Source organism: Microbacterium sp. NPDC055357, assembly GCF_053644835.1.
Genome location: NZ_JBSHLZ010000002.1, coordinates 416,545 through 435,072, shown reverse-complemented (window position 1 = coordinate 435,072; position 18,528 = coordinate 416,545). Strand labels below are relative to the sequence as shown.

At 68.9% G+C, this 18,528-nt stretch carries 22 protein-coding genes; 10 read left to right on the top strand and 12 right to left on the bottom strand.

Translation table 11 applies throughout. The features are described from left to right. Positions 1-1,196: imidazolonepropionase (gene hutI / locus ACWICD_RS05275; protein WP_454139509.1), on the top strand; the 1,196-nt coding region annotated here is incomplete at its 5' end. Here the strand turns inward: hutI and ACWICD_RS05270 are convergent. The 8 genes from ACWICD_RS05270 to ACWICD_RS05235 form a co-directional block, all read right to left on the bottom strand. Continuing rightward, complete coding sequence (locus ACWICD_RS05270; protein ID WP_454139508.1) at positions 1,188-1,664, bottom strand: SixA phosphatase family protein; 477 nt, start codon at positions 1,662-1,664, stop codon at positions 1,188-1,190. The two genes, hutI and ACWICD_RS05270, sit on opposite strands and share 9 nt — an antisense overlap. Further along, the gene (locus tag ACWICD_RS05265; protein ID WP_454139507.1) at positions 1,661-2,548 is read right to left on the bottom strand and encodes an arginase family protein; all 888 of its coding nucleotides are present in this window, start codon (positions 2,546-2,548) and stop codon (positions 1,661-1,663) included. The genes ACWICD_RS05270 and ACWICD_RS05265 overlap by 4 nt, the downstream gene beginning before the upstream one ends. Positions 2,549-2,567: 19 nt before the next feature. Further along, entirely contained in the window at positions 2,568-2,909 is a 342-nt protein-coding gene (locus ACWICD_RS05260; RefSeq protein WP_454139506.1) for a gamma-glutamylcyclotransferase family protein, read from the bottom strand. Positions 2,910-2,928: 19 nt separating this feature from the next. Then, positions 2,929-4,200: a DUF445 domain-containing protein gene (locus tag ACWICD_RS05255; RefSeq protein ID WP_454139505.1), complete on the bottom strand. Its 1,272-nt coding sequence runs from the start codon at positions 4,198-4,200 to the stop codon at positions 2,929-2,931. Between the two features lie 132 nt (positions 4,201-4,332). Further along, positions 4,333-5,493, bottom strand: a complete 1,161-nt coding sequence (locus ACWICD_RS05250) for an acyl-CoA dehydrogenase family protein (RefSeq protein WP_454139504.1) — start codon at positions 5,491-5,493, stop codon at positions 4,333-4,335. Next, positions 5,490-6,245, bottom strand: coding sequence for an alpha/beta fold hydrolase (locus ACWICD_RS05245; RefSeq protein WP_376129407.1), 756 nt, complete (start codon positions 6,243-6,245; stop codon positions 5,490-5,492). The genes ACWICD_RS05250 and ACWICD_RS05245 overlap by 4 nt, the downstream gene beginning before the upstream one ends. Positions 6,246-6,293: 48 nt before the next feature. Beyond that, entirely contained in the window at positions 6,294-6,437 is a 144-nt protein-coding gene (locus ACWICD_RS05240; RefSeq protein WP_454139503.1) for a hypothetical protein, read from the bottom strand. A 78-nt stretch (positions 6,438-6,515) separates the two neighbouring features. Further along, complete coding sequence (locus tag ACWICD_RS05235; protein WP_454139502.1) at positions 6,516-7,739, bottom strand: MFS transporter; 1,224 nt, start codon at positions 7,737-7,739, stop codon at positions 6,516-6,518. A gap of 362 nt (positions 7,740-8,101) precedes the next feature. Between ACWICD_RS05235 and nrdH the strand changes: the two genes are divergently transcribed. The 5 genes from nrdH (at position 8,102) to ACWICD_RS05210 (ending at position 12,524) form a co-directional block, all read left to right on the top strand. Next, positions 8,102-8,332: a glutaredoxin-like protein NrdH gene (gene nrdH, locus ACWICD_RS05230; protein ID WP_376129410.1), complete on the top strand. Its 231-nt coding sequence runs from the start codon at positions 8,102-8,104 to the stop codon at positions 8,330-8,332. 29 nt (positions 8,333-8,361) lie between these two features. Continuing rightward, the gene (nrdI, locus tag ACWICD_RS05225) at positions 8,362-8,793 is read left to right on the top strand and encodes a class Ib ribonucleoside-diphosphate reductase assembly flavoprotein NrdI (protein WP_376129412.1); all 432 of its coding nucleotides are present in this window, start codon (positions 8,362-8,364) and stop codon (positions 8,791-8,793) included. After that, positions 8,775-10,937, top strand: a complete 2,163-nt coding sequence (gene nrdE, locus ACWICD_RS05220) for a class 1b ribonucleoside-diphosphate reductase subunit alpha (RefSeq protein ID WP_454139501.1) — start codon at positions 8,775-8,777, stop codon at positions 10,935-10,937. Before nrdI ends, nrdE begins: the two co-directional genes overlap by 19 nt. A gap of 98 nt (positions 10,938-11,035) precedes the next feature. After that, entirely contained in the window at positions 11,036-12,013 is a 978-nt protein-coding gene (gene nrdF / locus ACWICD_RS05215) for a class 1b ribonucleoside-diphosphate reductase subunit beta (protein WP_376129417.1), read from the top strand. Positions 12,014-12,041: 28 nt separating this feature from the next. Continuing rightward, complete coding sequence (locus ACWICD_RS05210; RefSeq protein ID WP_454139500.1) at positions 12,042-12,524, top strand: hypothetical protein; 483 nt, start codon at positions 12,042-12,044, stop codon at positions 12,522-12,524. A 52-nt stretch (positions 12,525-12,576) separates the two neighbouring features. On the opposite strand, the gene ACWICD_RS05205 is transcribed toward ACWICD_RS05210, so the two are convergent. After that, on the bottom strand, positions 12,577-13,014 hold the full coding sequence (locus ACWICD_RS05205) for a hypothetical protein (RefSeq protein WP_454139499.1): 438 nt from the start codon (positions 13,012-13,014) through the stop codon (positions 12,577-12,579). Positions 13,015-13,571: 557 nt separating this feature from the next. Next, positions 13,572-14,699, bottom strand: a complete 1,128-nt coding sequence (locus ACWICD_RS05200) for a polysaccharide deacetylase family protein (protein ID WP_454139498.1) — start codon at positions 14,697-14,699, stop codon at positions 13,572-13,574. A 150-nt stretch (positions 14,700-14,849) separates the two neighbouring features. On the opposite strand from ACWICD_RS05200, the gene ACWICD_RS05195 reads away from it, so the two are divergent. The 3 genes from ACWICD_RS05195 to ACWICD_RS05185 are packed head-to-tail and all read left to right on the top strand — an operon-like array spanning position 14,850 to position 16,259. Next, positions 14,850-14,984 carry a hypothetical protein gene (locus ACWICD_RS05195; protein ID WP_454139497.1) on the top strand — a complete coding sequence of 45 codons (135 nt, stop codon included), beginning with the start codon at positions 14,850-14,852 and terminating at the stop codon, positions 14,982-14,984. Beyond that, entirely contained in the window at positions 14,981-15,883 is a 903-nt protein-coding gene (locus tag ACWICD_RS05190) for a hypothetical protein (RefSeq protein ID WP_454139496.1), read from the top strand. Before ACWICD_RS05195 ends, ACWICD_RS05190 begins: the two co-directional genes overlap by 4 nt. Positions 15,884-15,893: 10 nt before the next feature. Next, positions 15,894-16,259, top strand: coding sequence for a PLDc N-terminal domain-containing protein (locus tag ACWICD_RS05185; RefSeq protein ID WP_376129434.1), 366 nt, complete (start codon positions 15,894-15,896; stop codon positions 16,257-16,259). Positions 16,260-16,296: 37 nt separating this feature from the next. Here ACWICD_RS05185 and ACWICD_RS05180 read toward each other — a convergent pair whose 3' ends face one another. Beyond that, positions 16,297-17,397 carry a class I SAM-dependent methyltransferase gene (locus ACWICD_RS05180; protein WP_454139521.1) on the bottom strand — a complete coding sequence of 367 codons (1,101 nt, stop codon included), beginning with the start codon at positions 17,395-17,397 and terminating at the stop codon, positions 16,297-16,299. Between the two features lie 93 nt (positions 17,398-17,490). Here ACWICD_RS05180 and ACWICD_RS05175 point away from each other — a divergent pair, with 93 nt between their 5' ends. Beyond that, a complete protein-coding gene (locus ACWICD_RS05175; RefSeq protein WP_376129436.1) occupies positions 17,491-17,955 on the top strand; it encodes a DUF3817 domain-containing protein in 465 nt (154 codons plus the stop codon). On the opposite strand, the gene ACWICD_RS05170 is transcribed toward ACWICD_RS05175, so the two are convergent. Then, positions 17,956-18,330, bottom strand: a complete 375-nt coding sequence (locus ACWICD_RS05170; protein WP_454139495.1) for a VOC family protein — start codon at positions 18,328-18,330, stop codon at positions 17,956-17,958. Positions 18,331-18,528 lie beyond the last annotated feature (198 nt).

The window sequence follows — 18,528 nt, the reverse complement described above, 5'->3', positions numbered from 1 at the left end:
GGCGCGGCCCCGGCCCCGCCGCCGGGCGCGGCCCCGACCCCGCCGCCGGGCGCGGCCCGGACTCCGCGGCCGGGCGCCCCGCGTCCGACGCCCGACCCGCGGCATCCATCGACCGCGAGACTGCAACCGGCGGCCGAGACCGTGGGTATTACCCGCAGTCTCGGCCTCCCGCTGCAGTCTCGCGGTCAACGGTGGATGCCGGGGGGCGCGCGGTCATCCCGGGGTTCGTCGACTCCCACACGCACCTCGTCTTCGGCGGAGACCGGGCCGACGAGTTCGAGGCCCGCATGACCGGCGTGCCGTATGCCGCGGGCGGCATACGGCGGACCGTGGCCGCCACCCGCGCCGCGACTGACGACGAGCTGCGTGCCCGTCTCGCCGGCTTCGCCGACGAGCTGCACGCCCAGGGCACGACGACGTTCGAGGTCAAGACGGGCTACGGCCTGTCGGTGCACGACGAGGAGCGACTCGCGCGAATCGCGGCCGAAATGACCGACGAGGTCACGTTCCTCGGCGCGCACGTCGTGCCCGCCGAGTTCGCCGACGACCGCGACGCCTACGTCGACCTCGTGTGCGGTGAGATGCTCGACGCGTGCGCGCCGCACGCTCGCTGGATCGACGTCTTCTGCGAGCGCGGCGCCTTCACCCCCGAAGAGTCCGAGCGGATCCTGCGGGCGGGCATCGCACGAGGCCTTCAGGCGCGCGTGCACGGCAATCAGCTCGGCCACGGCGACGGTGTGCTCGTCGCGGTGGCTTCGGGCGCAGCATCCGTCGATCACTGCACGTACCTCTCCGATGCCGACGTCGCCGCGCTGGCGGCATCCGAGACCGTCGCGACCCTGCTGCCGGGCGTGGAGTTCTCGACCCGGCAGCCGTACCCCGACGCGCGGCGGCTCATCGACGCCGGCGTCACGGTCGCCCTCGCGAGCGACTGCAACCCGGGGTCGTGCTTCACGAGCTCGATGCCGCTCATGATCGCGCTCGCCGTGCGCGAGATGGGCATGTCGCCGGCCGAGGCCGTCTGGGCGGCGACGGCGGGCGGAGCCCGCGCACTGCGCCGCGCCGACATCGGCGTGATCGCTCCCGGCCTGCGGGCCGACCTCGCGCTGCTCGACGCCCCGACGCGCGTGCACCTGGCCTACCGGCCGGGCGTCCCGCTCATCGACGCGGTGTGGAAGGACGGCGCCCTACTCTGAGCGCGGCGTGCTCCACGTCCACTCTTCGGGGTCGACGCTCGTCGCGACGTCCCAGTCGCCGACATCCCATCCGAAGGTCGCAACGGCGCACGTCGGCATGTGTCCGATCCCGCCGCCGGACAGCTCGCCCGCGAGCACGCTCATGCCCGGGTCGTGCGCGACGACCACGACCGACCGGGCCCCCGATTCGGCCGCGGCACGCAGAAGCAGCGACGCCGGGGCTCCGTAGAGCCGCTCCTGCTGCTGCACCGGCACGCCCAGCGCGCCGCTGAAGAAGTCCGCCGTCGTGACGGCGCGCAGCGCCGTGCTCGACAGGAGCGCGTCGACCCGCAGCCCCGTCGCCGCGAGGCGCTCGGCCATCCGCGGGGCATCCCGCAGTCCGCGCGCGTTGAGCGGACGATCGTGATCGTCCAGGGCCGGATCGCCCCAGTCGGACTTGGCGTGCCGCACGAGCACGAGCCGGGTCACGACGCCGCTCCCGCGAGCCCGGCGAGCAGCTCGAGCACGCACAGCGCCGCGAGGCGCACCGTGCGCCCGTCCGCGGCATCGGCCGTCGCGTCGACCTCGACGATGTCGGCCGACCGCACGCGCGGATCGGTCGAGATGCCGCGCACGAGCGCGCGCAGCTCCCACGCGGCGAGCCCGCCCGGCAGCGACGCGGGACACCCCGGCGCGACCGAGCGGTCGCACACGTCGACGTCGATATCGAGATGGATGCCGCCACCCCCGGCCCCCGCGACCTCGAGCGCGTGGGCCGTGACCTCGGCGATCCCGCGGCGGCGCAGGTCATCGAGCGTCACGACGGTGATCCCGAGGTCGGCGGCGCGGCGGGCGTAGGCGAAGGAGTTCGCGAAGTCGGCGATGCCGAGCTGCACGATGCGGCGCGGGTCGAATCCGGCCTCGATCAGCCGGCGCACGGGGGACCCGTTGGACACACCGTCGCGCAGGTCGAAATGGGCGTCGAGGGTGATGAGGCCCGAGGCGCCGGCGCCTCGGGCGACGGCGTACGTGATGGAGTTGTCGCCGCCGACGGCGATGACCCGTCGAGACCGTGCCGCGAGCGCCCGCACGCGCTCCTCGGTGCGCTGCTCGCCGGCGGGCCCGTCGGGGTCGTCGACGTCTCCTCCGTCGACGACGTGCAGGGCGCCCAGATCGACCGGGGGCGGTCCCATCACGGTCGGGCTGAACCGCTGCAGCGTCTCCCGCACGGCGGCGGGGGTCGCGTGGGCGCCGGTCGGCGACAGCGACGTCGCGTGTGCGGGGACGCCGAGGATCGCAGCATCCGTCGTCTCGTCTCCGGCGGGCGGCCAATCGCCCGCGCGAGGCCAGAGGGGATCGTGAGAGAGAGCCATCCCTCTCACGCTACTGCAGTCAGTTCGCGACGTAGGCCCACGCCGAGCGGCCGCTGGCGAGCACGACCGCGACGCGCCGGTACAGCGACGCCTCGTACTCGTCGCACGCGTCGAGCTCCGATTCGGTCAGCCACATCGTGCGCCCCACGACCTTGTCGAGCGGATCACCGGTCGGCCGCAGCATCGGCTGCCGGCGACGCTGCGATGCATCCTCGACACGTCGGTCCTGAACCTCGACGTAGTCGAGCCGGTACCCCGGCAGGACATCGGGTTCGTCCTCGAGATGCCTGCCGACGGTGTCGAGCTGCACGTCGGGGCGCTGCAGCGTGCCGTAGGAGAAGAGGAGCTGGTCGGCGTCCACGGCATCAGGCTACGCCGTCTCACCCCAGCAGCGCATGCGCGATCGTGAAGATCGCCAGACCCGCCAGGGCTCCGATGACCGTGCCGTTGAGGCGGATGTACTGCAGATCGCGGCCCACCATGAGCTCGATCTTCTCGGTCGTCTCTGCCGCGTCCCACTTCTCGACCGTGTCGGAGATGATCGAGGCGATGTCGTGGCGGTAGCGGTCGACCAGGAACACCGCGGCATCCGTCGCCCAGCGGTCCACGCGGCCCTGCAGGGCGGCATCCGTCGTGAGCCGTTCGCCGACCTCGGCGAGGGCCGCCGCCGCGCGACGACGCAGCGGGCTGTCGGCATCGGCGAGCGAACGCAGCAGCCCGGCTTTGGCCGTGCCCCACGCCTGCGCCGCGAGATCGCGCACGCGCGGGCTGTCGAACACCGCCGCCTTGGCGTCTTCGAACCGGCCGATCGTCGCGGGATCGTGCCGGAGGTTGTCGGCGAGGCGCACGAGGTATCCGTCGATCGCGAGACGTGCCGGATGCCGGGGATCGGCGCGGACCGCCGCGACGAACTTCGTCGCCTCACGGTAGGCGGTGTCGTCGATGAGCCGGTGCGCGACCGAGGGGAGCCAGCCCGGCAGACGGCGCGAGAGCAGTCCCGCGAAGGCCTCCTGGTTGTTCTCGAGCCACGTCGCGATGCTGTCGGCGGCGAGGTCGACCGCGGCGTGATGCGCGTCGGCGTCGACGATGCGCGAGAGCCAGTCGCCGAGCGGCGGGCCCCACTCGGGGGCGATGAGGTGCTCGCGGGCGAGATCTTCGATGACATGCTGCACGTCGTCGTCGCTCAGCGCGCTGAGCACGCCCGCTGCCATCACCGACGCCTCGGCGGCGATGCGGTCGGCATGGTCCGGCTGCGAGAGCCATTCGCCGAGCCGCGCCGACAGCGCGGTCGCCTCGAGCTTGGTGCGCACGACGTCGCCGCGCAGGAACTCGGTCTCGACGAACTCGCCGAGCGTGCGCCCGATCTCGTCTTTGCGGTTCGGGATGATCGCGGTGTGCGGGATCGGAATCCCGAGCGGGTGGCGGAACAGCGCCGTCACGGCGAACCAGTCGGCGAGGGCGCCGACCATGCCGCCCTCCGCCGCAGCCCGCACGTAGGCGAGCCACGGGGCCTGCTGCTGCAAGACGAAGGCGACGACGAACACGATCGCCATGAAGATCAGCGCGCCGAGCGCGACGCCCTTCATGAAGCGCAGTCCGCGACGCCGCTCCTGATCGGCCGGACTCAGCAGATGAGTCGGGGTGCGCGCCATGGCGTCATCTTCGCACGGGGCGCGGCGGGCGGAGGCCGACGCGGCGGGGCCGAGGGCAGGTCGGGTGGCGAGCCGACGGGGAGGGTGGTCGGTCAGGTCTGTCGACGCGCAACCGCCGCGACCCCGTCGCCGTCAGGACTCGAGCGGCCCGAGCCAGGCCGAGGCGGCCGTCGCGTGGGCGGACTCGGGGTCGGAGGGGTGGAAGAGCCCCGCGACCACGTCGCGGTAGAGCCGGCTGAGCTCGGACCGCCTGAAGTACGACGAACCGCCCGCCGCGAGCACGGCGTCGTCGACGACGGACTTCGCCATCGTCACGGCTCGGTGCTTGACGCCGCTCAGCAGCGTGAACCAGCGCGGACCGTGGTCGACGAGCCCGTCGACGTCGCGGCAGAGCGCCTCGATCTGCGGCGGCAGCGCGTCGTAGGCGAGGGCCATATCGGCGATGCGCCAGCGGATGTCCGGGTCCTGGCTGTACGTCGTGCCCGTCTTCTTCGACGTGCGCTGCCGCACCGTCTCGACGGCGACGTCGAGCGCTCGCCGTGCGATGCCGGTGTAGACCGAGGCGAGCAGCAGTTCGAAGACGCTGAAGATGCCGAAGACGATCGGATCGGGATTCGGCCCCGGCGCCACCCGTCGCACGACCCGGTCGGCGGGCGCGACGGCGCCGTGCAACTCGGTCGTGCGCGACTGCGTGCCGCGCATGCCGAGCGTGTCCCAGTCGTCGCGCGTCACGACGGCCTCCGACCGCGGAACGAAGGCGTACACCAGCTGCGGGGCATCGGGCGAGGTCCTGTCGAGGCCGTGCAGCCCCAGTTGCGTCCAGACGGGTGCGAGCGAGGTGAAGATCTTCGTCCCGGTGAACGCGTACCCGCCGTCGGCCCGGGGCGCAGCATCCGTGTCGCTGCCGAACAGCACGAGGTCGTTGCCGGCCTCACTGATCCCGAACGCGAACACCTCGCCGGCGGCGGCGCCCTGCTGCACGAACCGCATGCTGTCGATGCCACGATCGGCGAGCACCTTGGCGACCCCCGTCCAGACGAGGTGCATGTTGATCGCGAGCGCCGTGGCCGGTGCGGCCGTCGCGAGGCGCTGCTGCAGAACGGATGCCTCGGCCAGGCCGAGGCCCGCACCTCCGAGTTCGCGCGGCACGAGGATCGCGAGGTAGCCGATCGCCGTCAGCTCGGCGAGGTCCTCGTCGGGGAACGTGTTCTCACGGTCGTGGATCACCGCTCGAGCACGGAACCGCTCGAGCAGCTCATCGGGCAGCATGCCGGCGGGGTCGAAGGTCGTCATGACAGTGCCTCTCTCAGATGCCGGATGGTGTCCTCGGGCTTGTCGCGGTGCGGCGAGTGCCCGGCGCCCGTCACGACGGACATCGTCACCCGCGGATTCGCGAGCACCTCGGCGGCGAGCTCACCCGCGAAGATCGAGTAGACCTTCGGATCCGACGCGATGATGTGGGTCGGAACCGACAGACGGGATGCCGCCTCCCTTTCGTCCCACGCCGGGTTCTGGACGCTCGTCTGCTCGACCGCCCACCGGCTGGCCTGCTGTGCCGAAAGCGCCTTGAGCTCGACGTCGTTCTCGTGCCACGTCGGGTGCTCAGCGCGGACGGCGGCTGCGGTGGGGTCGGCGAAGGAGCGCTCCTGGCTGTTGCGGACGATGTCGCGGTCGCGCGGGCTCAGGTGGACGGCGGGGTCGATCAGCACGAGCCGGCGCGTCCACGCGGGATCCGCCGCTGCCGCCGAGGTCGAGGCCGCCGCGCCGAGCGAGTGGCCGATCACGAGGTCCCACGCGCCGGCGTCGTCGGGCCGTGTCAGCGCGAGATCGGCGGCGTAGGCCGCGATCGTGTAGTCGAGGGCGCGCGGCGCCGTGCCGTGGCCGCGCAGGTCGATCGCGATCGCGTGCCAGCCGTCGTCGGCGAGAGCCACGCCGTAGCGCCACATGAGCGCGCCGTTCGACCCGAGACCGTGCACGAGCAGAGCGCGACGCTCCGCAGCGGGATCACCCCACGACAGGCGGGGGAGAGTCAGGGGAGTCGGCATGTTTCCAGGGTATGCCGCCCCGCGTCATCGTCGAGGGCGTGCCTCCCGTCACAGGCCGAGGACGTCGCCGCCGAAGACGACGACGGCGGATGCGAGCACGGTGACGGCGGCCGTCGCGAGCACGATGAGCACGAGGATGTTGCCCAGCAGCGTGAGCACGAAGGCTCCGAGGGGAAAGACGTTGTTCGTCACACTCCGACGCTACGAACGGGGCCGGGGCCGCGGCATCCGTCTGCGGCACGATCCGCGTACCTCTCGAGGATGATCGCGTCAGGGTCGGGCGATCGGCCCCGTGATCGTCGAGGTCGGCTCGGTGTCGGGGATCGGGCTCACGTCGCGATGGCGCAGGTCGGGGAACCAGCGCACGAAGACGACGGCGACGAGCAGCCCGACCGCCGCGAACCCGGTCCCGGCGATGTAGGCGCCGCTCGGGCCGATGTCGTCGATGAGGAAGCCCGCGATCGCCGACCCCGTCGCGGCGCCGATGAGTTGTCCCGTGCCGACCCAGCCGTAGGCTTCGGCGGTCTCGCTGAACTTCACGCTCGCTGAGGTCATCGCGAAGATGACGGCGAGGGCGGGGGCGATCCCGATGCCGGCGAGGACGAGGGTGCCGCCGAGCCACCACACGTCGAGCGAGAGCATCGTGAGCGACAGGCCCACCGTGACGATGGCGAGGCGCCGCGCCATCGACCAGCGTCCCATCGGCAGGTGGCCGAGGGCGAGGCCGCCGCCGAGGCTGCCGAACGCGAAGACGGCGAGCACGAGACCCGCCTCGAGGCCGCCGTGGTCGAATGTCGCGACGACGCCGGCTTCGACGGCGGCGCACGCGCCGATCAGCAGGAAGCCCACGACCGTCGCGAGCAGGACGGGCGGCTTGGCCAGCACGCGCCCGATTCCGCGGCGGCTCGGCGGGATCCGCACGCGCCCGAGCTCGGGGGAGAAGAGGAACCACGTGCCGCCGCCGACCAGGACGACCACGACGACCAGGAGCGCCGGGACGGTTCCCACCTGCGTTGCGACGAACGTGATGACGACGGGCGCGAGGATCCAGATGACCTCTTGCAGCGACGCGTCCAGCGAGTACAGCGGCGTCAGCTGCTTGGCCGTGACCATCTTCGGGTAGATCGTGCGGACGGCGGACTGGACGGGCGGCGTCGACAGGCCGGCGATGAGTCCGAGCACCATGTACAGCGGCACGGGCAGGACGAACAGGGCGATCGAGAGGATCGCGAGCACGCAGACGGCGAGGGCGATCGAGATGACGCGCCGCATGCCCCACCGGCCCATCCAGCGACTCGTCACGGGTCCCGCGACGGCCTGCCCGATCGAGGTGGCCGCGAGCACGAGGCCGGCGGCACCGTACGAGCCGGTGACGTGCTCGATGTGCAGCAGCACCGCCAGGCTCGTCATCCCGTTGGGGAAGCGAGCCGTCAATTGTGCTGCCATGATGCGCCCGACCCCGGGCGTGCGCAGAAGCTCCCGGTACCCCGCCACGGATCAAAGGTAGTGCCTTCGGATGCTGCCGACCGACACGCCGACGACACGCCAGGGCGTCCATCCACAGGCCGATCCGATGTCGGAACCCCCTCGTAGCGTCCCACCTGTGGATCGTTCGAGTGTCCGGTCATCCGAAACAGGCGTGATCCTGGTCTTTTCGGACGCCGAAGACAGGGCGCGTCCTGTGGATGAATCGGTGGACAACTTGTGTTGTACCTGTAGAGAACGGTGGAAAACTACACGGATGTAACTACTAGACCTTGTGGTGCTATCGAATGTCGGTACCCATATGTAGTATTGGACTCCCGGTGGGGGGAAACCGCCGGAAAGCATCGAATGTAAGGGGGAGACGGATCCATATGGCGATCACGGTCTACACGAAGCCGGCGTGCGTGCAATGCACCGCGACGTATCGGGCACTCGACTCGAAGGGCCTCGAATACGAGGTTCTCGACCTGTCCGAGGATCCCTCGGCCCTCGAGCAGGTGAAGGCGCTCGGCTACCTGCAGGCGCCTGTCGTCATCACCGACGAGGACCACTGGTCGGGCTTCCGTCCCGACAAGATCGACGAGCTCGCGTCTCGTCTCTGATCAGGAACACATCACTGAGGGGGAAGACCATGCAGGTCGCCGTTGAGGCACCGCTGCTGGTGTACTTCTCGAGCGTTTCCGGCAACACCGCCCGCTTCATCGAGAAGCTGGGCATGCGTGCCGAGCGCATCCCGCTGTATTCCTCTCACGAACCCCTTCTCGTGAACGAGCCGTTCGTCCTGGTCACCCCCACCTACGGGGGCGGCCAGGGCCGCGGCGAAGAGAAGGGGGCCGTTCCCAAGCAGGTGATCCGGTTCCTCAACGACGAGCGAAACCGTCGTCACATCCGCGGAGTCATCTCCGCGGGGAACACCAACTTCGGCGATGCGTTCTGCCTCGCCGGCGACATCATCAGCCGCAAGTGCCGTGTGCCCCACTTGTATCGGCTAGAAGTATTCGGCACGCCGGACGACATCGATCGCGTGAGCGACGGATTGGAACAATGGTGGAATCTGCAGTGACCGAGGCGCGGACCGACTTCAAGCACAACCCCGCGTTCGAAGGGCTGGACTACCACGCCCTCAACGCGATGCTGAATCTGTACGACGCCGACGGCAAGATCCAGTTCGACGCGGACAAGCGCGCGGCGCAGGAGTACTTCCTGCAGCACGTGAACCAGAACACGGTGTTCTTCCACTCGCTCAAGGAACGGCTGGACTACCTCGTCGAGAAGGAGTACTACGAGCCGGCCGTGCTCGAGAAGTACTCGTTCGACTTCATCTCGAAGCTCAACGACTTCGCGTACTCGAAGAAGTTCCGGTTCGAGACCTTCCTCGGCGCCTTCAAGTACTACACGAGCTACACGCTCAAGACCTTCGACGGCAAGCGCTACCTCGAGCGCTTCGAGGACCGCGTCGTCATGACCGCCCTCGGCCTCGCCGACGGTGATGAGAAGCTCGCCATGGATCTGGTCGAAGAGATCATCTCGGGGCGCTTCCAGCCGGCGACGCCGACGTTCCTCAACTCGGGCAAGGCACAGCGCGGCGAGCTCGTTTCGTGCTTCCTGCTGCGCATCGAAGACAACATGGAGTCGATCTCGCGCGGCATCAACTCGTCGCTGCAGCTGTCCAAGCGCGGCGGCGGTGTCGCCCTGCTGCTGTCGAACATCCGTGAGGCCGGCGCGCCGATCAAGCAGATCGAGAACCAGTCGTCGGGCATCATCCCCGTCATGAAGCTGCTCGAAGACAGCTTCAGCTACGCCAATCAGCTCGGTGCGCGTCAGGGCGCGGGGGCGGTCTACCTCAACGCCCACCACCCCGACATCATGCGCTTCCTCGACACCAAGCGTGAGAACGCCGACGAGAAGATCCGCATCAAGACGCTGTCGCTGGGCGTCGTCGTGCCCGACATCACGTTCGAGCTCGCCAAGAACGGCGAGGACATGTACCTGTTCTCGCCCTACGACGTCGAGAAGGTCTACGGCGTGCCGTTCGGCGACATCTCCGTCACCGAGAAGTACCGCGAGATGGTCGACGACGCGCGCATCAAGAAGACCAAGATCAACGCGCGCGAGTTCTTCCAGACGATCGCCGAGATCCAGTTCGAGTCGGGCTACCCGTACATCATGTTCGAGGACACGGTGAACAGGGCCAACCCGATCAAGGGCCGGATCAACATGTCCAACCTCTGCAGCGAGATCCTGCAGGTCAACACCCCGACGACGTACAACGAGGACCTGTCGTACGACCAGATCGGCAAGGACATCTCCTGCAACCTGGGGTCGATGAACATCGCCCTCGCGATGGATGGCGGCAACCTCGGCCAGACCGTCGAGACGGCGATCCGGGGGCTCACCGCGGTGAGCGACCAGAGCCACATCGCCTCGGTGCGCTCGATCGAAGACGGCAACGACCGTTCGCACGCGATCGGACTCGGGCAGATGAACCTGCACGGCTATCTCGCCCGCGAGCACGTGCACTACGGCTCGGAAGAGGGGCTGGACTTCACGAACATCTACTTCTACACGGTGGTGTACCACGCGCTGCGTGCGTCCAACCTCATCGCGAAGGAGCGGGGCGAGGTCTTCGACGGGTTCTGGGATTCCACCTACGCGTCGGGGGAGTTCTTCGACAAGTACATCGACCAGCAGTGGATGCCGCAGACCGAGCGCGTCGCTGAGCTCTTCGCCGATGTCCACATCCCGACCCAAGAGGACTGGAAGGCGCTGAAGGCCAGCATCCAGGAGTACGGCATCTACAACCAGAACCTGCAGGCCGTCCCGCCGACCGGTTCGATCTCGTACATCAACAACTCGACGTCCTCGATCCACCCGATCGCATCGAAGGTCGAGATCCGCAAGGAAGGCAAGCTCGGTCGCGTCTACTACCCGGCGCCGTTCATGACGAACGAGAACCTGGAGTACTACGAGGACGCGTACGAGATCGGCTACGAGAAGGTCATCGACACGTATGCCGCGGCGACGCAGCACGTCGACCAGGGCCTGTCGCTCACCCTGTTCTTCAAGGACACCGTCACCACGCGCGACATCAACAAGGCGCAGATCTACGCGTGGCGCAAGGGCATCAAGACGATCTACTACATCCGCCTGCGGCAGCTGGCGCTCGAGGGCACCGACATGAACGAGTGCGTTTCCTGCACGTTGTGAGTGATCCCTCCCGGTGATCGAGTAGCCGCCGAAGGTGGCGTACCGAGATCGCCGAACTGACGAAGAACTGCGAACCGACGAAGAACTGAAGGACTCTGATGGCCCCCGAGAAGCTGCAGCTCCTGGACCACGTCCAGGCGATCAACTGGAACCGCATCCAGGACGACAAGGACCTCGAGGTGTGGAACCGCCTCGTGAACAACTTCTGGCTTCCCGAGAAGGTGCCGCTGTCCAACGACATCCAGTCGTGGAACACGCTCACCCCCGACGAGCAGACGATGACGATGCGCGTGTTCACGGGGCTCACGCTCCTCGACACGATCCAGGGAACGGTCGGCGCGGTGTCGCTCATTCCCGACGCACTCACCCCGCACGAAGAGGCCGTGTACACGAACATCGCCTTCATGGAGTCGGTGCATGCCAAGAGCTACTCGTCGATCTTCTCGACGCTGTGCTCGACGAAGGAGATCGACGAGGCCTTCCGCTGGTCGACCGAGAACGTCAATCTGCAGAAGAAGGCGCAGATCATCGTCGACTACTACCGTGGCGATGACCCGCTCAAACGCAAGGTCGCCTCGACGCTGCTCGAGTCGTTCCTGTTCTACTCGGGCTTCTACCTGCCGATCTACTGGTCGTCGAAGGCGAAGCTCACGAACACGGCCGACCTCATTCGCCTCATCATCCGCGACGAGGCCGTGCACGGCTACTACATCGGCTACAAGTACCAGCGCGGGCTCGAAACGGTCGACCAGGCTCGGCGCGACGAGCTCAAGGACTACACGTTCTCGCTGCTCTACGAGCTCTATGACAACGAGGTGCAGTACACGCAGGACCTCTACGACAACGTCGGCCTGACCGAGGACGTCAAGAAGTTCCTGCACTACAACGCCAACAAGGCGCTCATGAACCTCGGCTACGAGGCGATGTTCCCGTCGTCGGTGACGAACGTGAACCCCGCGATCCTGTCCGCGCTCTCGCCGAACTCCGACGAGAACCACGACTTCTTCTCGGGTTCGGGCTCGTCGTACGTCATCGGCAAGGCCGAGGCCACCGAAGACGACGACTGGGACTTCTAGAACTCAGGGCGCCGCTACCGTGGCACGTATGAAGCGTTCTGTGCTCGTCCCCGCCGCCGCCCTGGTCTTCGTGCTCACCGGCTGTGCAGGGTCGGACCCGTCGCCGACGGCCACGCCGAGCAGAACCGCGACGGTGGCCGGCACGCCGACACCGGCGGCCGAGACGCCGGCGGCCGAGACGCCGACAGCGGATGCGCCGACCGAGGCAGCGCCGACGGACGACGCGCCGTCGGATGACGCACCGGCCGAAGGCGACACGCTGACCTCACTGAACATCGTCGCTCCCGAGGCCACGGGTGTGCGGGAGACCGGGCCGGGGCGCTGGGAGATCTCCACCAGCATCCCCACCCCGCGCGGCGAGCCCGGCAGCCCGGAAGCGCAGGCGGCGCTGGCGCTCTGTGAGGAAGCGATTCGCCTCGGGGCAGCCTACGTCTCGGTTCTCGATGCCACCGGGACCGCCCTCGTGCTCTACGGCGACCCTTCATCCGGCGACGCCTGCACCGAGGTGTGACGGCGTTCCGCGACGCGACAGAACGGATCCGTAGCGTCGCCCGTGCTGACACTCACTGCGGGCGAGCGTCCCCGGTGTTCGGGGTCCACCCGAACCACTGACCGCCGGAGCGGATGACGCTCCACTCGCCGCACACGAACACCGTCTTGGCCTTGTACGCGTCGGGGGCGTTCTCGAGCGTGAGTGTCGGGCTGGAGTTGCGTTCGGCCTCCGCGCACGGGGCAGCGAGGTCGGATGCCGACGTGAGGAGCAGGACCGCCGCTCCGCTGTCGGTCTCGACCGGCGTGCGGACGGTGATCTCGGTTGCGTCCTCCGGAACCCAATCCGCGGACACGGCCGCCCCCTCCGCCATCTCCGCGACGTTGTCGTGGTGGGTGGTGACCTTCCGCTCGAGCAGGTCGTTCGCGGTGGAGCACCCACTGAGGATGCCGGCGGTGCAGGCGGCGAGCAGGAGGGCGGCAACGGCGGTGGCGGGGCGGTTCTTCGTCATGGTTCCAGCATCTCGGCACGTTTCCCGCGGCACATCGCCCGCGCGGACGACATCGCATACCTCCCGGGGATGACGCAACACGTCTGCGCAGTCGGCGGCCTGGGATACCGTGAGCGAAGCGTCGGAGGATCCCTCCGATCGACCGAGCTCGAGACGAGAGTGAGCCGATGAAGGCGATCGCACGCTGGCTGCTGGCCGGATCCATGGTCTTCGCGGGGATCAGCCACCTGTTCTGGGCCCGTAAGGAGTTCCAGGCGCAAGTGCCTGACTTCACGGCCCGAGTCATGGACAAAGACGGCGTGGTCGTGGCATCCGGTGTCGTCGAGGTCATGCTCGGCGCGTCGCTCGTGGCGTTGCCGCGCTCGCGCCGCACGATCGGAGCGATCCTCGCCGCGTTCTTCATCGCCGTCTTCCCCGGCAACATCGAGCAGTGGCGCCTGAAGCGCGACGGCTTCGGGCTCGACACCGACCGCAAGCGCCTCGTCCGGCTGTTCTTCCAGCCGGTGCTCGTCGCCTGGGCGTTCTGGTCGACGCGCGACTGGTCGTCAGCGTCAGCGTCAGCCGATGAGGTCGGTGAGCGCGTCGAGACCCATTCCGTAGTTGATGCGCACCGTCGGCAGGGCGAGCTTGTCGGTTCCGATCGACACATAGCCCGGTTCGATCGTGCGGGCCAGCTCCCAGCCGGCTTGCCTCAGCGCTTCCTTCGAGGTGTCGTTGTAGTGCCCGAAGGGGTAGGCCATGACTTCCTTCACGCCGAGAGCAGCGCCCGACGTCTCCATGTCGGCGACGATCTCGGGCACCGACCAGTTGACGATCCGGCCGTCGCCGTTCGCGCCCGCCTGGTGCATGTCATGCGTGTGCGACCGGCGGAGCACGTAGGGCGACGGCGCCGGATCCTGCCGGTACGCCGTGACCATGAACGACGTGGAGAGCACCTCGTGTGCATCGACGACAGGCGCCGCGAGATCGAACCAGGTCTGATCGGCGTCATCGTCGGTCACGATGACCGAGCGATTCGGCAGGAACAGTCGCCCGTCGATGAATGCGGACAGTTCGTCCCAGGTCGGCAGATAGAAGCCGGTGGAGGCGATGTGGCCCATGTGCGCGTCGAAGTCGCCGATGTACGCGTAATTTCCGCGCAGCCAGCCCGCTTCGCCCTCCGGCTTCGCGGTGAACTGGTGGTACATGAGGATCGGGATGCGCGCGCCCTCTGCGGCGTTGAGCTCGGGGGACATCCACGAGCCGTGCAGCGTGACCTGCTGGGCGGTGCATTCGACGGCCTCCGACCCGTTGATCCGCCCGGGGACCGCGTGGGCCGCGGCATCCGTCGACGTCGCGTACCAGCCGGCGAAGACAGCACCGTCCTGCGCCGGAATGGGCAGTCCGGTGTAGAGCGCCCCCTGCGTCTGCAGCATCGGCGGATCGGCGATCCCGTCGCCGGCGAAGGTGACGACGCACGCGTGCGGGTCGTCGGTCGACGCGAGCAGCTGTTGCTGCACCGTGAGGGGCGTGGGAGTCGGTGTCGGGCGGGGTGAGGATGCCGCGGGGGAGGGAGTCGACCGACCACCGGCATCCGTGGTGATGGCCATCGTCGCCGCGCCCCCGGCCGCGCCGATGAGCACGGTCGCCGTCGCGATGACCGCGACCGTCGTCGCCCAGCGGCGGCCGGGGGCTGTGCTGTTCAACGGGGTCCCTTCACCGGCGATGCGCCACGGCGCCACCCTGACGAGATCTCTCCCGCAGACGACCGTGCATCAGCATCAGTTGTAGCGAAAATCGGGCTGCTTCGTGGGACGTGTGGCGCACTGGCCGCGATCACCCGAGCGACAGATCGCTTGACCCGGCAGGCATGGCAGGGCACGCTGGGCGACGAGATGGAAGCCAGCGCCGGAGCCGACACGCCGCTCCTCGCGCACGCTCGACTCGTGACGCTCACGCTCGCCCCGCCGACGAAGGCGACGCGAGCATGACGATGTCCGCAGCGAGCACCTCGCTGCAGCGCACGTATCGCTACGTCCGGCTGTCGCTCGTCGGCATCGTGGTGATGCTCGCCGCGGCGATCGCGGTGCAGTGGATCGACAGTGGCCCGCTCGGTTCGGTGAGCGCGGCGTACTACACCGCGGCCGGCCCGATCTTCGTCGGTGGTGTCTTCGCCGTCGCCCTCGCGCTGCTGGTGCTGTCCGGCCGCAGCTTCGGGCAGGTGTCGCTGGACCTCGCCGCGATCGTCGCCCCGCTGATCGCGGTCGTGCCGGCACCGGTCTTCGCGGGTGACGTGCCCGGCCTCACGCTCACGTGCCCGAGCGGTGTCGAGCCGTGCGTGCCCGAGGCCTTCGTGCCGGCGGTCGCCACCGGCATGACGGCGCTGCTGGTGACCGCGGCTGTGGGCTGGGGGAGCGTGTTCGTGCTGGCCATCGTGCAGGGAGCGGTGTCGAGACGACTGCTCACGCTCGTCGTCTCAGGGGTGCTCATCGCCGCCACGACGGTGTGGTGGTTCGCGGCATCCGACAGCTTTCTGCGGGTCGGCCACGTCATCGCCGCAGCCTCGTTCTTCGCCTTCATCGCGCTCGCGGCCCTCGCATCGGGGATCGACGCCGGTCGTGCGCGTGCGTTCGGATATCGAGCCGTCTATCTGACGATCGCGATCGCGATCGTCGCCATCCTGCTGGCCTTGCTCGCGGTGGTCATCGCCGGCTCTCTCGGCGCCGCGGTGCCCGAGCCGTGGGGGATCTCCCCGGTCTTCCTCGGAGAAGCCGCCGCCCTCGTGCTCTTCGCGGCCTTCTGGGTCGCCCAGACGATCGAGACGTGGAACGATCCCGACCCGACGTTCCGCTCGGGAGCCGCCGGCAACCGGCTCTCCGCGCCCCGCTAGGCTGACCCCGATGCCTCTTCTCTCGCTCCTCGTCATCGGCGTGATGGTGTTCTCGCTCGTCGACATCATCCGTCGCGACGATTTCCAGGTGAAGCACCTGCCCAAGACGATGTGGATCATCATCGTGATCCTGCTGCCGATCATCGGCAGCGTGCTGTGGTTCACGCTCGGACGGGTCTACCCCGAAGACGGTCCGCGGATGCCGCGCCCCGCCGCGCGACCGCGGACCCAGCCGGCCCCGGCCCCGGCCCCGATCCGTCACGACGTGCGCACGACCGAGCAGCAGCTCGCCGAGCTCGAGCGGGAGATCGAAGAGGACCGGCTGCGCGCCGAACTCGCCCGGCGTCGGCGCGAGCAGTCCGGCGAGAGCGCCTGATCCTCGACGTGCTGTCGGTCTGCGACGCCGCGGCGTGTCACCGCCGCGTGGACGCGGTGACGGTGAACTTCGCGTTGCGCGCGATCTGACGGGTCGGACCGACGATCTTCTCGAGCGCCGCGCGGTAGCGCAGGCCCGAATTGAACACGGTCCACAGCTCGCCGCCGGGGCGGAGCACCCGCGCGGCATCCCGGAAGAAGCGCTCCGCGAGGTCTTCGGTCACGGCGCTGCCGCTGTGGAACGGCGGATTGAGCGCGATGAAGCCGGCGCTGTGTGCGGCGAGCGCGCCGAGCAGGTCGTCGCGCGCGACCCGCACGCGGTCGGCGACGCCGTTCGCCGCGGCCGTCGCGCGGGCCGAGGCGACCGCCGCCGCCGACTCGTCCGACGCGTACACGGTCAGGTCGGGGTGACGCAGCGCGAGCGAGGTCGCGACGATGCCCGTGCCGCAGGCGAGGTCGATCGCCGGAGCGGCAACGCGATCGGGCAGGTGATCCCGCAGCAGCCTCGTGCCGATGTCGATCGACGGTCCGGCGAACGCGCCGCCGAACGCGCAGACGACGAGGCCATCGTGCTCCCGTGTGCGAGGCGTGGGGTCGTGCCCGTCACGCGGGCCGCGAGCGATCAGGACCCGTGACTTCTGGCGTGCGTGCGTGATGTCGAGTCGGTCGAAATTCGCCCGCAGCACCTCGTTCATCGCGAGCGTCATGTGCTTGATGCGCCCGCCGGCGAAGACGACCACATCGGATGCCGCGTGGGCGGCGATGAGCGCAGCGATATCCCGCAGCGCGTCGAGGGAACGGGGGAGCCGGACGAGCACGACGCGGGCACCGGCCACGAGCGACGCATCGAGACCGTGCGAGACGAACGCGTCGGAGAGCCCCGCGCGCTCGGCGTTGGCGGCGAGCGCCCGCTCGCCCGTCAGAGCGTCCTGGTGGACGCGGATGCCCCGGGCCCCCTGCGCGGCGGCGCCGAGGGCGAGGGCGCCGTACGCGTCGCCGATCACGGCGAGCTCACCGGGGGCGAGGTCGGCGAGCTCGCCCCCGGACTCGTCCAGCAGCAGTCGGTCGGCGGCGTCCACCGCGACGAGCCCGGGTGCGTCGAGGTCGGGCCAGCGTCGCAGGTCGTCGAGCGAGAACATCACCGCTCCACGCTAGTCCGCGGCATCCGGTGTCGTCGGCAGGTCACGCGCGAACGTAGGCTTGAACGCACCCCCCCCTACCCGAGGAGACCCGTGTTCCGCACGCCCCAGACCCTGTTCCGCACGCTGGCGATCGCCGAGGCGATCTCGTGGACGCTCCTCATCACGGGTCTGATCTTGCGGGCGACGCTCGACCTGTCCATCGCGACGACGATCGGCGGCGGCATCCACGGGTTCGTGTTCTTGTCGTATGGGGCGACGGCGATCCTCGTCGCTAAGAACCAGCGCTGGCGTCCGGGCCCGACGATCAGTGCCATCGTGAGCGCGATCGTGCCGTACGCGACGATCCCGATGGAGATCTGGCTGCACCGCTCGGGCCGGCTCCGCGGAGCGTGGCGGCTGGAGCAGACGACCGACCCGCGGGATGCCGCGTGGCACGACCGGCTCATGCGCTGGTTCCTGCGCCGGCCGTGGGTGCTGGCGATCCTGCTGGCGCTCGCGGTGATCCTCGTGTTCGTCGTGCTGTTGATCATCGGCCCGCCGGGTGGGCGGCACTGATCAGGCCCCGTAGTCCGGGAGTTCCTGCAGCGTCCACGTGTTGCCATCGGGATCGTCGAAGGTGACGAAGCGTCCCCACGACTGCTCGTCGACGCCCTTCGCGTCGACGCCGACACCGTGCAGATGCGCGAGCGCCTCGTCGGCGTCGGGAACGACGACCTGGATCGTGTCCTGCCGGCCGGGTTCGAGCGAACCGCCGAGACCCGTGCCGAACGCGATCGAGCACGCCGAGCCGGGCGGTGTCATCTGCACGAACCGCAGCCCCTCGACCGGGGTCTCGTCGTGGTCGGCGATGAAGCCGATCGTGACGTAGAAGTCCTTCGCGCGGTCGACATCGGTCACCGGCACGAAGATGAGTTCGATCTTCCAGTCCATGAGGGATTCCTCTCGTTCTTCCGGATGGCACGTTCACGGTAGACGTCGTCGAGGACATCGATCGTCCGCAATGACGTGCCGCGCGAAACCGCGTGTGCTGTTCGCCCTGGGCGATCGCGTCAGGGAATAGGCGTCGCGGACGCTCGTTGAACTTGATATGACTATGCTCAACTTTGTAAGTTGATAGTCCTCTACTCA

Bases quoted from the DNA above. Each gene is read 5' to 3' on its own strand.
- ACWICD_RS05265 (WP_454139507.1), bottom strand. From the start codon at position 2,548: ATGGCTCTCTCTCACGATCCCCTCTGGCCTCGCGCGGGCGATTGGCCG.
- ACWICD_RS05255 (WP_454139505.1), bottom strand. From the start codon at position 4,200: ATGGCGCGCACCCCGACTCATCTGCTGAGTCCGGCCGATCAGGAGCGG.
- ACWICD_RS05250 (WP_454139504.1), bottom strand. From the start codon at position 5,493: ATGACGACCTTCGACCCCGCCGGCATGCTGCCCGATGAGCTGCTCGAG.
- ACWICD_RS05245 (WP_376129407.1), bottom strand. From the start codon at position 6,245: ATGCCGACTCCCCTGACTCTCCCCCGCCTGTCGTGGGGTGATCCCGCT.
- nrdH (WP_376129410.1), top strand. From the start codon at position 8,102: ATGGCGATCACGGTCTACACGAAGCCGGCGTGCGTGCAATGCACCGCG.
- nrdI (WP_376129412.1), top strand. From the start codon at position 8,362: ATGCAGGTCGCCGTTGAGGCACCGCTGCTGGTGTACTTCTCGAGCGTT.
- nrdE (WP_454139501.1), top strand. From the start codon at position 8,775: ATGGTGGAATCTGCAGTGACCGAGGCGCGGACCGACTTCAAGCACAAC.
- nrdF (WP_376129417.1), top strand. From the start codon at position 11,036: ATGGCCCCCGAGAAGCTGCAGCTCCTGGACCACGTCCAGGCGATCAAC.
- ACWICD_RS05210 (WP_454139500.1), top strand. From the start codon at position 12,042: ATGAAGCGTTCTGTGCTCGTCCCCGCCGCCGCCCTGGTCTTCGTGCTC.
- ACWICD_RS05205 (WP_454139499.1), bottom strand. From the start codon at position 13,014: ATGACGAAGAACCGCCCCGCCACCGCCGTTGCCGCCCTCCTGCTCGCC.
- ACWICD_RS05190 (WP_454139496.1), top strand. From the start codon at position 14,981: ATGACGATGTCCGCAGCGAGCACCTCGCTGCAGCGCACGTATCGCTAC.
- ACWICD_RS05185 (WP_376129434.1), top strand. From the start codon at position 15,894: ATGCCTCTTCTCTCGCTCCTCGTCATCGGCGTGATGGTGTTCTCGCTC.
- ACWICD_RS05180 (WP_454139521.1), bottom strand. From the start codon at position 17,397: ATGTTCTCGCTCGACGACCTGCGACGCTGGCCCGACCTCGACGCACCC.
- ACWICD_RS05170 (WP_454139495.1), bottom strand. From the start codon at position 18,330: ATGGACTGGAAGATCGAACTCATCTTCGTGCCGGTGACCGATGTCGAC.